Origin of the sequence: Pseudomonas sp. LJDD11 (assembly GCF_024584215.1) — a bacterium.
In the GTDB taxonomy this organism is placed as follows: domain Bacteria; phylum Pseudomonadota; class Gammaproteobacteria; order Pseudomonadales; family Pseudomonadaceae; genus Aquipseudomonas.
The window spans coordinates 14,168-28,529 of the sequence record NZ_JANJFL010000006.1 but is presented as its reverse complement, the minus strand read 5'-3'; the positions used below and the strand labels follow the sequence as shown (position 1 = coordinate 28,529).

Here is a 14,362-nt window from a genome sequence, read left to right as displayed (position 1 = left end):
AACAAACAAATAAACAAAACAACAGCCAACCCCCCCCCTCCCTCCTCGGGTAGTGTGCGTGCGCTGGGTCATATCAGCGGATCGGTGGAGCGTACTGGATGCCGCCCTGGTTCCACAGAGCGTTCAGGCCACGCTTGATTTTCAGCGGGGTGGTTTCGCCCAGGTTGCGCTCGAAGACTTCGCCGTAGTTACCAACCTGCTTGACGATCTTCACTACCCAGTCTTTTGGCAGTTTCAGGTCTTTGCCGTACTCGCCGTCAGCACCGAGCATACGGGCAACATCAGGGTTTTTGGTCGACTTGGCTTCAGCTTCGACGTTCTTGGAGGTTACACCGGCCTCTTCGGCGTTGAGCATGGCGAACAGGGTCCACTTGACGATGGAGAACCACTCTTCGTCGCCTTTACGCACGACCGGGCCCAGAGGCTCCTTGGAAATGACTTCCGGCAGTACGACGTAGGACTCCGGGCTGGCCAGCTTGCTGCGCTGTGCGTACAGCTGCGACTGGTCGGAGGTCAGCACGTCGCAACGGCCGCTTTCCAGCGACTTGGCGCTTTCGTCGGAGGTGTCGAAAGTGATCGGGGTGTACTTCAGGCCGTTGGAGCGGAAGTAGTCGGAGACGTTCAGCTCGGTAGTGGTACCGGCCTGGATGCACACGGTGGCGCCGTCCAGTTCCTTGGCGCTCTTGACGCCTAGTTTGTTGTTTACCAGGAAGCCGATGCCGTCGTAGTAGGTTACGCCGGCGAACACCAGGCCCATGCCTGAGTCACGCGAGCTGGTCCAGGTGGTGTTACGCGACAGAATGTCGACTTCACCCGATTGCAGGGCGGTGAAACGCTCCTTGGCGTTCAGCTGGCTGAACTTGACCTTGGTGGCGTCACCGAACACGGCAGCCGCTACTGCGCGGCAGACGTCCGCATCGATACCGGTGATGGTGCCCTTGGCATCAGGAACGGAGAAGCCTGGCAGACCATCACTGACGCCGCACTGTACGAAGCCTTTCTTGACCACCGCATCGAGGGTTGCGCCAGCATTGGCTGCACCGGTTACACCCAGTGCGGCTACAGCAGTCACTACAGCCAGCGTGGATTTCAACATCTTCATTCATAACCTCCGGATTGCTCTTTGTTGTTTGGAGCTTCAGTCACGTCGCACCCTTGTGAGGCATCAATGACCCGTGTTGGCTTGTTTTTGGGTCATGCGACGTTGGGTCTGTTCATGTGGGCTCAGGATCTCCCTGGCACCGCCTGTAACCGTTACCCGCAGTCCCGCGGACCAAAGCTCCCTGATTGTTCCGTAGCTGTGCTGCGGAATGAATCTTGCCGACAGTCCTGTAGCTGGGATTGCCGTGCGACGCTCGACGGTAAAGCTAATAGCAAAATAGTGTTACCGGTCGACGTGAGCACTCTGACTCCGCATGATGCATAGCAAACCGCGTACCAGACCGCTCGCCGGGTCGATAAACAAACAGGTCAAGACCAAAAGTTGTAACCTTGCGACATCTTCGTTCAGATTTGACAGACGCTCGCCGCACCACGCACCTATTCAATGCACTTCAAAATGCGGCGCGCACAATTTCGGAGCACACATGACTACACCGCTGATCCTTGAGCCTTCCCGCCAGGCCGATGCCTGCGTCATCTGGTTGCACGGCCTGGGCGCCGACCGGCATGACTTCGAGCCGGTCGCACAGGCGCTGCAAACCACGCTGGGCAGTACCCGTTTCGTGTTACCGCAGGCGCCACACCGCCCCGTTACCATCAACGGCGGTTACCAGATGCCCAGTTGGTACGACATCATTGCCATGAGCCCGGCCCGGGCGATCAGTCACGAAGAGCTGGAAATCTCGGCGCAGACCGTGATGGACCTGATCGAAGCGCAGCGTGACAGCGGCATCGACCCGGCGCGGATCTTCCTGGCCGGCTTCTCGCAAGGTGGCGCGGTCGTGCTGCACACCGCCTATCGCCGCTGGCAGGGGCCGCTGGGCGGTGTTCTGGCGCTTTCGACCTACGCCCCCACCTTCAGCGACGGCATGAGCGTGTCGGCCAGCCAGCAACGGATCCCGGCCTATTGCCTGCACGGTTACCACGATGAGGTGGTGCTCAATGCCATGGGCCGCACCGCCTACGAGTATCTGCAATCACTTGGGGTCGATGCCCAATGGCAGGAATACCCGATGGGCCATCAGGTGTTACCGCAGGAGATTGCCGACATCCAGACCTGGCTGAGCGCAAGACTGGGGTAACACCGCCTGAGGTCTGTTGCCACTACGCCGAGCCAGCAACTTGCTTTACACTGCTCGGCGTACATTCCTTGACCAACTGACGAGATGACCGTGCTCAAAGCACTCAAGAAGATGTTCGGTAAAAGCGAGGCTGAGCCGCTCGCGCCTGTGCCGACAACATCCAGTTCCGCTGCCGTGATCAGCACTGAAAGCCACCCAGCCCGAACTGCCGCGCCGCAGCCGGCCAAGCCCCAGGACAGCACGCAGGCCCCGCCACGCCCGATGCGGGCAGACAAACCCCGTGCAGACAAACCTGCCGAGGACAAGGCAGTGGCGAAGCCGCGCGCCGAACGCCAGCGCCCGGCCCGCAAACCCAAGCCCGTCGACACCTGGAAGCCTGAAGATTTCGTTGTCGAACCTCAGGAGGGCAAGACCCGCTTCCATGACTTCAAGCTCGCCCCGTCGCTGATGCACGCCATTCACGATCTGGGCTTTCCTTATTGCACCCCGATCCAGGCCGGCGTTCTGGGTTATACCCTCAAGGGTCAGGACGCCATTGGTCGGGCCCAGACCGGCACCGGCAAGACCGCAGCCTTTCTGATTTCGACCATTACCCAGTTGCTGCAGACCCCTGCGCCCAAAGAGCGCTACATGGGCGAGCCGCGCGCGCTGATCATCGCCCCGACCCGCGAGCTGGTGGTCCAGATCGCCAAGGACGCTGCAGCGCTGACCCGCTACACCGGGCTGAACGTGATGACCTTCGTCGGCGGGATGGACTTCGACAAGCAGCTCAAGCAGCTCGAATCGCGCTTTTGCGACATTCTGGTCGCCACTCCGGGCCGTCTGCTGGACTTCAATCAGCGTGGCGAAGTGCATCTGGACATGGTCGAAGTCATGGTCCTCGACGAGGCTGACCGCATGCTCGACATGGGTTTCATTCCCCAGGTGCGCCAGATCATCCGCCAGACGCCGCCCAAGAGCGAACGTCAGACCCTGCTGTTTTCGGCCACCTTCACCGATGATGTGATGAACCTGGCCAGGCAGTGGACCACTGACCCGGCGATTGTCGAGATCGAGGCCGAGGGCGTGGCCAATGCCAATGTCGAGCAGCATGTGTATGCGGTGGCTGCGGCCGACAAGTACAAGCTGCTGTACAACCTGGTCAGCGACAATGGCTGGGAGCGGGTGATGGTGTTTGCCAACCGCAAGGATGAGGTACGCCGTATCGAGGAGCGCCTGGTGCGCGATGGCGTGAATGCTGCGCAGTTGTCCGGTGATGTGCCGCAGCACAAGCGGATCAAGACGCTGGAGGGGTTTCGCGAGGGCAAGATTCGTGTGCTGGTCGCCACCGATGTGGCAGGTCGGGGGATTCACATCGACGGTATCAGCCATGTGATCAACTTCACCTTGCCTGAGGTCCCGGATGATTATGTGCACCGTATCGGTCGTACAGGCCGGGCCGGTGCCGAGGGTGTATCGATCAGTTTTGCCGGTGAGGATGATTCGTACCAGTTGCCGGCGATCGAGGAAAAGCTGGGGCGCAAGATCAGTTGCGAGATGCCGCCGACCGAACTGCTGCGGGCAGTGGAGCGTAAGCGCTCCTGAGCTTGTCGCGCAGCAAACACAGAACCCCGTGGGAACTTGGCCTGGGCGGCATTCCGACGAAGAGGCCGGTAAAGTCACTGCATTTGCTGTGAACTTACCACCGTATTCGCGACCAAGGTCGCTCCCACTGGGGGCATAAAGCGCCCAGATTTACAGCTAGCGGACGCCGCCCGGCCGCTCCTGCCGGGCCTGCCAGAGCGCCTTACCCAACCGTATCCCAGCGATCTGCGGCCTGCTGATCGCTGCTACGCCCATCCACCCAGCGCTGCCCTTGCGGCGTGGTTTCGCGTTTCCAGAACGGTGCGCGGGTCTTGAGGTAGTCCATGATGAATTCGCAAGCCTCAAACGCCGCCTGACGGTGGGCGCTGGTGACGCCGACGAAGACGATCGGTTCGCCCGGCTCGAGGTTGCCGACCCGGTGCAGCACTTCAACGCCCAGCAGCGGCCAGCGTTGCCGCGCCTGGTCGACGATCTTGCCCAGCGCCTTTTCAGTCATGCCGGGGTAGTGCTCCAGGAACATCCCGGACACCTCCAGGCCCTCGTTGAAGTCACGTACGTAGCCCACGAAGCTGACCACCGCCCCAACCCCACGATTGGCCGCATGCAACGCGTTGACCTCGGCGCCAGGATCAAAGGTCGCGGCCTGGACACGAACACTCATGTTCAGCCTCCGGTTACCGGTGGAAAGAACGCCAGTTCATCGCCATCCTGAACCGGTTCGGCCAGGGAGCAGAGTTCCTGATTACGGGCGCACATCACCCCCGCTTCGCCCAGCACCTGCCAGACGCCATCACGGGCCAGCAAGTGCTGACGCACGGCATCGAGGCTGGAGAAGTCGCCCGCGAGCTGTTCACTGTCGCGCCCCAGCACCTCACGGTAGCGGGCGAAGTACTGCACGGTCAGGCTCATTGCTCAGACTCCTGATCCACCACGAAGTGGCCGCTCTTGCCGCCGAGTTTTTCCAGCAGCCGCACCGCCTCGATGACCATGCCGCGGTCCACCGCCTTGCACATGTCATAAATGGTCAGCGCCGCCACACTGGCGGCGGTGAGCGCTTCCATTTCCACCCCGGTCTGCCCGGACAGCTTGCAGCGGCTGGTGATCAGTACCGCGTTCGTACCCTCGGCCTGCAGCTCGACCTTGACGCCGGTCAGCATCAATGGATGGCAGAGAGGGATCAGGTCACTGGTCTTTTTCGCCGCCTGGATACCGGCAATACGCGCAACGGCGAACACATCGCCCTTGGGATGGCCACCGGCGACGATCATTTGCAGGGTCGATGGCAACATGCGCACCCGCGCCTGGGCCACCGCTTCGCGGAAGGTCACCGCCTTGTCGGTCACATCGACCATATTGGCGCGACCTTGGGAATCTAGATGAGTCAGCACAACCTTCACTCCGGAACAGGAGTGAAGATTGTAAACCCAAATGCTGCGACTCATGAGGTACGAGTGAGCTTGCTCACGAAAGCAGACAGCGCATTCGTGGCGCCTGGTGAATTCGCGAGCAAGGCGGATCGCCGCCCGCTCGCTCCAACTGCTACAGATGGCTCTCGGCGTACTCGGCGAGGATCGAGCGTGGCACCCCTTGCAGGGTGATGTGCACGCCGTTGGGGAAATCCTTGAAGCGCTCCGTCAGGTAGGTCAGCCCCGAACTGGTGGCCGACAGGTAAGGGGTGTCGATCTGTGCCAGGTTGCCCAGGCAGACCACTTTGGAACCGGCACCGGCACGGGTGATGATGGTCTTGATCTGGTGCGGGGTCAGGTTCTGGCATTCATCGATCAGGATCAGACTCTGCTGAAAGCTGCGACCACGGATGTAATTGAGGGATTTGAACTGTAGCGGCACTTTGCTAAGGATGTAATCGACGCTGCCATGGGTGTTTTCGTCCTCCATGTGCAAGGCTTCGAGGTTGTCGGTGATGGCGCCCAGCCAGGGTTCCATTTTCTCGGCCTCGGTACCGGGCAGGAAGCCGATTTCCTGATCCAGGCCCTGCACGCTGCGGGTGGCGATGATGCGCCGGTAGCGTTTGGTGACCATGGTCTGTTCGATGGCTGCGGCCAAGGCCAGGATGGTTTTGCCGGAGCCGGCGGCGCCGGACAGGTTGACCAGGTGAATGTCCGGGTCCAGCAATGCAAACAGCGCCAGGGCCTGGTAGATATCACGTGGCTTCAGGCCCCAGGCTTCCTGATGCAGCAGCGGCTCCTGATGCATGTCGAGGATGATCAGTTCGTCATTCTTGACGCCCTTGACCCAGCCCACGAAGCCTTGCTCATCGATGATGAACTCGTTCATGTGCACTTGCGGCAGGTTTTCGTTCAGTTGCACCCGGTGCCAGGTGCGGCCGTGGTCCTGACGGGTTTCGACCTTGTTGACCCGCTCCCAGAACGAGCCGCTGAGTTCGTGATAGCCGCGTGACAGCAGCGAGACGTCATCGACCAGCTGGTCGGTGCTGTAGTCCTCGGCGGCAATGCCACAGGCGCGCGCCTTGAGGCGCATATTGATGTCTTTGGTGACCAGCACGACCGAGCGGTCCTTGCGACGTGCGTGCAGATCAATCAACTGGTTGATGATGATGTTGTCGTTGAGATGCTCGGGCAGCGGACTGCTGGACTCCTCGCGCTTGCTCATCAGGATCGACAGACTGCCTTTGAAAATACCGGTACCACGGTCGATGGGCACGCCCTTCTCGACATCCTCGGGTGAGGCTTCACCGAGGGTCTTGTCGATCAGGCGAATGGCCTGGCGGCACTCGGCAGCGACCGAATGCTTGCCATCCTTGAGCTTGTCCAGCTCCTCCAGGACGGTCATGGGGATGGCGACGTGATGTTCTTCGAAATTCAGCAGAGCGTTCGGATCATGGATCAATACGTTGGTATCGAGCACGTAAAGGATAGGCTGGTTGTTGGAGGGGCTGCGTCCGTGATCATCCATACTCGCTCACCTTTATAGAAGCCAGGCAGCACGGTCTCAATGGGTCACCGTGCCACGGGAAGGCCGCCGAGCGCTGTCCTTGAGGCAGGACAGCAAGCGCTCAAGGTGGGTCTTGTCTGACGCCACCTGTGTTGCAGGTTTCGGCGGTCTGACTCAGGTAATACCGCAAAACAGATGACAGAAAAAAGTACTTTGACAGTTTTTTGAAATTTATTTCACAGGGTGACCAATAGCGCTTGGCGCAGGGCCATCAGCCCGCTACAGTCGCTAATTGAGTGCATCCGGATCAGCCTCGCTGGCGGGCATCTGCATCTGTCCCGGCTCGATCCGCTGTACCGGCCCGGCACCCGCCGGCCCTGGCTCAGAAGGCGTTGGTTGTTGAGGCTGCGGCTCCTGCGGTGCCTGTGCAGGCTGCTCCTGATCCGTTGGCTGCTCTTCAGACGTCTGCTGCTCTTGCAGCGCCTGCTGTTCTTCGAGTTCCTGCTGCTCTTTGGCCCGCAGCGCTTCCTGCAAATGCCGCTCCTGAGCCTCCAGCGCTTGCTGCTCCTGCTGTTGCGAGTCCTCTGGCGCTCGCTCGATCGTGCGGCAGTCTTCCCAGGTCAGCTCACTCTGTGCGCTATTGGCCAGCAACAATGGCAAGGCCGACTGAGCGCGGTTACCGGTGTCATGGAATACCACCGTGCCTTTGCGCCAGAGCAGCATCAGGGTCTGTACCCGGTCGCTGATCTGCGCCGAATTCAGCCGGCCCAGGTTGTCCTGGGCATCAATGGTCCATAACGAGACCCGCAGATCCTGTGCACGGAAGAACTCGCCGCTGTCCGGGCGTCGATGGCCATAAGGCGGACGAAACAGCGGCACCATGCTGTCGGGCAGAATGCGCTCGACCAGGTCGGCGCTGCGTTGCACCGAACCTTGCCAGTCACGCCACTGGCTATGCGAGCGATACTCCCAGCCCTGAATCCCGACGCATTGCTGGCGATACAGATTTTGCAAGGCACTGGCCGAACTGCTGTTCAAACGTGCTTGCAAGGGCTTGCCGAGGACAAAGAAGGTGGCGGTCATCTTCTGCTGGCGCATGAAGTCCGCCAGCCAGTCGGTGTCGCCATTAACCGGGCTCGGCCCGCCTTCGAAGTTGAGCATAAAGGACCGGTCAGGCATGTCGTCACCGGTCAGCTCATCGGAGTTGTAGCGGGCGATCTCGCTGCTGGTCTGGGGAAACAGGGCCGCCTTGTAGAGCAACTCGTCGAGATACTGGCGGTGGAACAGTGCGCTCGGTGCCCCCCAGGCGGCATAGAAGGAATCGGGCGCGATGCTGAATTCCTCGGCGCGCTGGCGCAGTTGCTCCATGTCCTGGGCATAGACACAGAAGTTGGCATCGGTGGTGCAACTCACCCGCGCCTGACGAAAATTCTCCAGCAGGCGCACCCACAACCGGTGGCGCAGCAGATTGATCGACGCCATGTTCACGTAGCGCAGCCCCAGACGGGCTTTCAAGGCTTCCTCGTCCTGCTGCTCGCTGAGCCACAAGGCACGCGCGAAACCGAGAATCTCGGCCCGCGAGGCCACATCGAACAGGGCAGGGCTTTCCAGGCGCTCGGGCCAGATGCTGCGATCGATCAGGGCCACATCCGGAACCGCCGCATGAACCTTGACGCCCAACAGACACGCGAAAACTGCCAGAACGATACGCAAACCCTGTGCTCCCTCGATTTTAATGCTGACGGCGATCCAGGCGGCACTATAGCCGATTGAGCGGCAGCGTTAACGGCTATGAACCCTATAGCTGGAGTGATCTGCCATCAGCCCCTAGAATCGGCGCACGATTTAAGGAGTGCCGCCCATGCTGATGGTGATATCCCCAGCCAAGACCCTCGATTTCGAGACCCCGCCCACCACTACCCGTCACACCCTGCCCCAGTATCTGGACCATTCCCAGCAACTGATTACCCAGTTGCGCGAGCTGACGCCCCCGCAGATCGCCGAGCTGATGCATCTGTCGGACAAGCTGGCCGGCCTGAATGCTGCACGTTTTGGCAGCTGGAATCCGGACTTCAACCTGGCCAATGCCAAACAGGCATTGCTGGCGTTCAAAGGCGACGTGTACACCGGCCTGGCTGCCGAGACGCTCAATGAAGCCGGCCTGGACTACGCCCAGCAACACCTGCGCATGCTCTCGGGCCTGTATGGCCTGCTGCGGCCGCTGGACCTGATGCAGCCTTACCGCCTGGAAATGGGCACCCGGCTGGCCAATGCCCGTGGCAAGGACCTGTATGCCTTCTGGGGCACCCGGATCAGTGAGTGGCTGAATCAGGCGCTGGCCGATCAGGGCGACGACCTGCTGCTCAACCTGGCGTCCACCGAATACTTCTCGGCGGTCAAGCGCAGCGCCCTGCAGGCACGGGTCATTGATACCGAGTTCAAGGACTTCAAGAACGGCCAGTACAAGATCATCAGTTTCTACGCGAAAAAAGCACGCGGCATGATGAGCCGTTTTGTCATTGATGAACGCATCCAGTCGCCTGAAGCACTTCAGGGGTTTGATGTGCAGGGTTACTACTACAGTGCCGAACAGTCCACGGCTAATAAGCTGGTGTTCCTTCGTGACGCACCTGCCGACTGATTGATGCCCTGCTGACACCTCCCGCTTCCCGGCCCGGTAAGGCAGATAGCCATTACCGGGGCCGCGGCTGTCAAGTTCCTGCAATAAACCGCCGGATAAGTGGCGCCTGAAAAATGGCAAAAGGGTCTATGATTCTTTTACTTCTTCACGCTTATCGAAAAAAAATCATTTTTTTAGCCGATGGCCTGTGGCCTTAGATGGTTAATGGCCACTAACCATCAAACTAGCTGAAACGCTTAACTTTAAAGGACCGGGCCGGGGGCAGCCATCATTTTGCAACTACCCGGCTAGTTGACCAACTTTGAAAATTTGCTGAAAACGGGACGAGTGGCCCGGAACTATTTCATGCCACTCAGGTTCCTACATCCCGTAACGATTCAGGCCCACCATGTAGGTAATAACTTACAGCGACACGGAGAGCGACAGGGGTTACCACAACGTAGTTTGATCACTGGGATGATCAAGGCTGTCGGTATCGAATCAATACATAGACTTATAACGTCAGACAGGAAAGACATTGAGCCGAACGCTTCAGACAGGACGAGACAGGATGGCGAGGCCCTGGCCCCGCAGTGTTGCTGATCTTACGGGCTGATGAAGGCGGTTCAGTAAGTGGTACATGACTCCCAGAGCAAACCCCTGCCCTCACGGACAGGCTATTTGCCACGTGTACCTGGCGTCAATTGAGTCGGCCCTCCCTGTATTTGGCTACTCATTAAATTAAACATGCCTGCGTTAGTTAAGTGACTTGTTATAAGCCACCGCTGCCGACGTAGGGAATCTGCTGGCCCGCGTTTCATACCCAGCAACTTTTAGTTAGGCGTTACAATCGAGGAGAGTGCGATGCGTATCAGCATTTTTGGTTTGGGTTATGTCGGTGCTGTATGTGCCGGATGCCTTTCTGCACGGGGTCATGACGTTGTCGGTGTAGATATCTCTGCCGAGAAGATTGCCCTGATCAATAACGGTAAGTCGCCCATCGTCGAGCCCGGTCTGGGCGAGTTGCTGGAACAAGGTATCCGGACCGGCAAACTGCGCGGAACCACTGACTTCTCCGAAGCCATCCGCAGTACTGACCTGTCGATGATCTGTGTCGGGACGCCCAGCAAGAAGAACGGTGACCTGGAACTTGATTACATCGAATCGGTGTGCCGCGAGATCGGTTACGTCCTGCGCGAAAAAAACTCGCGCCACACGGTAGTGGTGCGCAGCACCGTACTGCCAGGCACGGTCGCCAATGTGGTGATCCCGATCCTGGAAGATTGCTCGGGCAAGAAGGCCGGCGTCGATTTCGGCGTGGCGGTCAACCCGGAATTCCTGCGCGAAAGCACCGCAATCAATGACTATGACCAACCGCCAATGACCGTCATCGGCGAGTTCGACAAAGCCTCCGGGGACGTGCTGCAGTCGCTGTACGAAGAGCTGGATGCGCCGGTGATCCGCAAGGACATCGCGGTCGCCGAGATGATCAAGTACACCTGCAACGTGTGGCACGCCACCAAGGTGACCTTCGCCAACGAGATCGGCAACATCGCCAAGGCGGTCGGCGTCGATGGTCGTGAAGTGATGGAAGTGGTCTGCCAGGACAAGACCCTGAACCTGTCGCAGTACTACCTGCGTCCGGGCTTCGCCTTCGGCGGCTCGTGCCTGCCCAAGGACGTCCGCGCCCTGACCTACCGTGCCGGCAGCCTGGACGTCGAAGCGCCGCTGCTCAACTCGCTGATGCGCAGCAACGTCTCGCAGGTCCAGAACGCCTTTGACATCGTTGCCAGCCACGACACCCGCAAGGTTGGCCTGCTGGGGCTGAGCTTCAAGGCCGGCACCGACGATCTGCGTGAAAGCCCGCTGGTGGAACTGGCCGAGATGCTGATCGGCAAGGGCTTTGAGCTGAGCATCTACGACAGCAACGTCGAGTATGCCCGCGTCCATGGTGCCAACAAAGACTACATCGAATCGAAGATCCCCCACGTCTCCTCGCTGCTCAACGCGGACTTCGACAAGGTCATCAACGACTCGGACATCATCATTTTGGGTAACCGTGATGAGCGCTTCCGCGCGCTGGCCGACAAAGCGCCGGAAGGCAAGCGGGTGGTCGATCTGGTGGGCTTCATGTCCAAACCGACCACTGAAAACGGCCGCGCCGAAGGCATTTGCTGGTAAGCGCAGCAGTAAGTTTTAAGCGGCAAGCTTCAAGCTGTCAGCCGCTGCCCCAAGTCCGGAGCCTGATGTTCCTGACCTGTGGTTTGCAGCTGACAGCTTGCAACTAATCCGAAGGATGCTTCTGATGGACAGGCTTAAAAACGGCCTTTTGCAGGCTGCCGGTTGGCTGTTTTACCTGACTTTGCTGGGTGCGCTGGTGACTGCGCTGCCAACCAGCATCTTCGACTCGCAGTCGAAGAACTTCATTTTCCTCATCGGTATCGTCGGTATCTGGCGCTATTCGATGGGCGCCACGCACTTTGTGCGCGGCATGCTGTTTCTCTACGTCGTCTACCCACGCCTGCGCCGCAAAATGCGCAAGCTGGGCGAGCAAGCCAACCCTTCCCACGTGTTTCTGATGGTCACCAGTTTTCGGATCGATGCCAGCACCACCGCCCAGGTGTATAGCTCGGTCATTCAGGAAGCCATCGACTGCGGGCTGCCGACCACCGTGGTCTGCTCGCTGGTCGAGCTGTCTGACGAGCTACTGGTCAAAAGTCTCTGGGAACGCCTCAATCCACCGGAGCGGGTCAGCCTGGATTTCGTCCGGATTCCCGGCACCGGCAAACGTGACGGCCTGGCCTACGGCTTTCGTGCCATCTCCCGGCACATGCCCGATGACCGTGCGGTGGTGGCAGTGATCGACGGCGATACCGTGCTCAACAAAGGCGTGGTGAAAAAGACCGTGCCGTGGTTTCACCTGTTTCCCAATGTCGGTGGCCTGACCACCAACGAATTCTGCGAAGTGCTCGGCGGCTACGTGATGAGCGAGTGGCACAAGCTGCGCTTCGCCCAGCGGCACATCAACATGTGCTCGATGGCCCTGTCCAAGCGGGTACTGACCATGACCGGACGGATGTCGGTGTTCCGCGCCAGCGTGGTTACCGACCCGGAATTTATCGCCGACGTCGAGGCCGACTCGCTGCACCATTGGCGGCTGGGCACCTTCCGCTTTTTGACTGGCGACGATAAATCCAGCTGGTTCAGCCTGATGCGCCTGGGTTACGACACTTTTTATGTGCCCGACGCCGCCATCAATACCGTGGAGCACCCGCCAGAGAAAAGCTTCCTGAAAGCCAGCCGCAAGCTGATGTACCGCTGGTACGGCAATAACCTGCGGCAGAACTCCCGCGCCCTGGGGCTGGGCGTGCGACGCCTGGGCATCTTCACCAGCATCGTGCTGTTTGACCAGCGCGTGTCGATGTGGACCTCGATTCTGGGCCTGACCGTGGCGATCATCGCCAGCTTCAAATACGGCGGCGCGTTCCTGCTGATGTACCTGCTCTGGATCGGTATTACCCGCCTGATCCTGACCCTGTTGCTGGTCTGCTCGGGGCACCGGATCGGTCCGGCCTACCCGATCATTCTCTATTACAACCAGATCGTCGGCGCCCTGATGAAGATCTACGTGTTCTTCCGCCTGGATCGTCAGTCCTGGACCCGCCAGGACACCAAACTCAGCCGCGACATGGCCAGCTTCCAAGGCTGGTTCAACACCTGGTCGTCCCGAACCATGACCTTTTCAGCCGGCAGCATTTTTGTCGCTGTGTTGCTGACCATGGTCTGACCGGGCCTCTGAATCAATCGATCAATCAGGAAAACTCACCATGAATACCGCCGTGAACGCCAATGTCGTGCATGAATCCGAAGCCCAGCGCCAGCACGCCCGAGTCAAGCTGCCGGCCAAACTGCGCCTGCTCAACGGGGCGCCCAACGCGCCGCTGGTCAAGGTCGAAGACCTCAGTGCCGGCGGCCTGAGCTACATCGCCCCGAACCCGCAAGCCTTGCGCGTCGGCGAAGTGATCAAGGCGCGCATGCAGTTTCTGGTCGACAACCTGGGCCTGGCCATGGACGTCGAGTTGCTGATCCAGTCGATCAACCCAACCACCGGCCGGGTCGGTGCGCAGTTCCAGAACCTTGAGCCGCAGGACATCGCCACCCTGCGCCACCTGATTACCTCGCACCTGGCCGGCGACATCGTCAGCGTTGGCGAAGTACTGGCCACCCTGCAACGCGATAACTTCACCCGGCCGCGCAAGAACAAGGCCGGCGAAGGCGGCATGGGCTTCTTCGGGCGGCTGCGCGCCGTGACCTTCAGCCTGGGGATTTTCATTGTCGGCCTGGGTGCGTTCGGCTTCATTCTCAAAACCGTTTACGGCCTGTACTTCGTCAGCCACGCTTCGGCCGGCCTTGTCACCGTACCGAGCCTGGACGTGACCATGCCTCGTGAAGGCACGCTGCAAAGCCTGGTGCAGGTCAACCACGAGGCCGAGAAAGGCGCACCACTGGCCTCGTTCAACACCAACATGCTGGAGATGCTCAAGGGCGGCCTGGCCGGTGAAGACCTGCAACCGGCGAAGATTGAAGAGCTGTACGGCAAGCAACTGAGCGGCACCCTGACCAGCCCGTGCGACTGCGTTGTGGCTCGCCAACTGGTAGCCGACGGCCAATATGCCGCCAAGGGCCAGGTGATCTTCCAACTGGTGCCACGTAACACCCCGGCCACTGTTGAAGCCCGCTTCACCTATCGCCAGTTCCGTGACGTCAAGCCCGGCACCCAGGTCAGCTTCCAGATCGCCGGCGAAGATCAGGTGCGCACCGGCCGGGTGGTCAGCAGCGCCAACCTGACCAATAACGACCTGTCGACCGACATTCGCGTGCAAATCAAGCCTGACGAGTCGCTGAGCAGCGCCTTCATCGGCCGTCCGGTGGAAGTGGTCAGTGATCGCGGCCCATCGATGAACTGGCTGATCGATAAAGCCGTGGCTGCAGGTCTGTAATC

The 14,362-nt window shown here is 59.9% G+C and carries 11 protein-coding genes and 1 pseudogene; 6 read left to right on the top strand and 6 right to left on the bottom strand.

Features of this window, described 5'->3' with window-relative positions:
* Window positions 1-73: 73 nt before the first annotated feature.
* Window positions 74-1,102, bottom strand: a complete 1,029-nt coding sequence (locus NRB16_RS09455) for an amino acid ABC transporter substrate-binding protein (RefSeq protein WP_045482940.1) — start codon at window positions 1,100-1,102, stop codon at window positions 74-76.
* 484 nt (window positions 1,103-1,586) lie between these two features.
* Here NRB16_RS09455 and NRB16_RS09450 point away from each other — a divergent pair, with 484 nt between their 5' ends.
* Both NRB16_RS09450 and rhlB read left to right on the top strand, forming a co-directional pair.
* A complete protein-coding gene (locus NRB16_RS09450) occupies window positions 1,587-2,243 on the top strand; it encodes an alpha/beta hydrolase (protein WP_045482943.1) in 657 nt (218 codons plus the stop codon).
* Between the two features lie 84 nt (window positions 2,244-2,327).
* Entirely contained in the window at window positions 2,328-3,827 is a 1,500-nt protein-coding gene (rhlB, locus tag NRB16_RS09445) for an ATP-dependent RNA helicase RhlB (RefSeq protein WP_045482946.1), read from the top strand.
* Between the two features lie 202 nt (window positions 3,828-4,029).
* On the opposite strand, the gene moaE is transcribed toward rhlB, so the two are convergent.
* From moaE to NRB16_RS09420, 5 genes and pseudogenes are all read right to left on the bottom strand, one after another.
* Window positions 4,030-4,488, bottom strand: a complete 459-nt coding sequence (gene moaE, locus NRB16_RS09440; RefSeq protein WP_253140533.1) for a molybdopterin synthase catalytic subunit MoaE — start codon at window positions 4,486-4,488, stop codon at window positions 4,030-4,032.
* 2 nt (window positions 4,489-4,490) lie between these two features.
* Window positions 4,491-4,736 carry a MoaD/ThiS family protein gene (locus NRB16_RS09435; protein WP_045482953.1) on the bottom strand — a complete coding sequence of 82 codons (246 nt, stop codon included), beginning with the start codon at window positions 4,734-4,736 and terminating at the stop codon, window positions 4,491-4,493.
* Complete coding sequence (gene moaC / locus NRB16_RS09430; protein ID WP_257106024.1) at window positions 4,733-5,215, bottom strand: cyclic pyranopterin monophosphate synthase MoaC; 483 nt, start codon at window positions 5,213-5,215, stop codon at window positions 4,733-4,735. Before moaC ends, NRB16_RS09435 begins: the two co-directional genes overlap by 4 nt.
* Window positions 5,216-5,366: 151 nt before the next feature.
* Complete coding sequence (locus NRB16_RS09425; RefSeq protein WP_045482957.1) at window positions 5,367-6,761, bottom strand: PhoH family protein; 1,395 nt, start codon at window positions 6,759-6,761, stop codon at window positions 5,367-5,369.
* Between the two features lie 522 nt (window positions 6,762-7,283).
* Window positions 7,284-8,453, bottom strand: a pseudogene (locus NRB16_RS09420) (polysaccharide deacetylase family protein); the annotation flags it as partial.
* A gap of 148 nt (window positions 8,454-8,601) precedes the next feature.
* Between NRB16_RS09420 and yaaA the strand changes: the two are divergent.
* The 4 genes from yaaA to NRB16_RS09400 all read left to right on the top strand — a co-directional run bounded on the left by yaaA (window position 8,602) and on the right by NRB16_RS09400 (window position 14,360).
* The gene (gene yaaA, locus NRB16_RS09415; protein ID WP_253111789.1) at window positions 8,602-9,381 is read left to right on the top strand and encodes a peroxide stress protein YaaA; all 780 of its coding nucleotides are present in this window, start codon (window positions 8,602-8,604) and stop codon (window positions 9,379-9,381) included.
* 843 nt (window positions 9,382-10,224) lie between these two features.
* Window positions 10,225-11,541, top strand: coding sequence for a nucleotide sugar dehydrogenase (locus tag NRB16_RS09410; protein WP_045482961.1), 1,317 nt, complete (start codon window positions 10,225-10,227; stop codon window positions 11,539-11,541).
* A gap of 124 nt (window positions 11,542-11,665) precedes the next feature.
* Complete coding sequence (alg8, locus tag NRB16_RS09405; RefSeq protein WP_045482963.1) at window positions 11,666-13,147, top strand: mannuronan synthase; 1,482 nt, start codon at window positions 11,666-11,668, stop codon at window positions 13,145-13,147.
* Between the two features lie 40 nt (window positions 13,148-13,187).
* Window positions 13,188-14,360 (top strand): alginate biosynthesis protein Alg44, encoded by a 1,173-nt coding sequence (locus tag NRB16_RS09400; protein ID WP_045482964.1) that lies wholly within the window; start codon window positions 13,188-13,190, stop codon window positions 14,358-14,360.
* Window positions 14,361-14,362 lie beyond the last annotated feature (2 nt).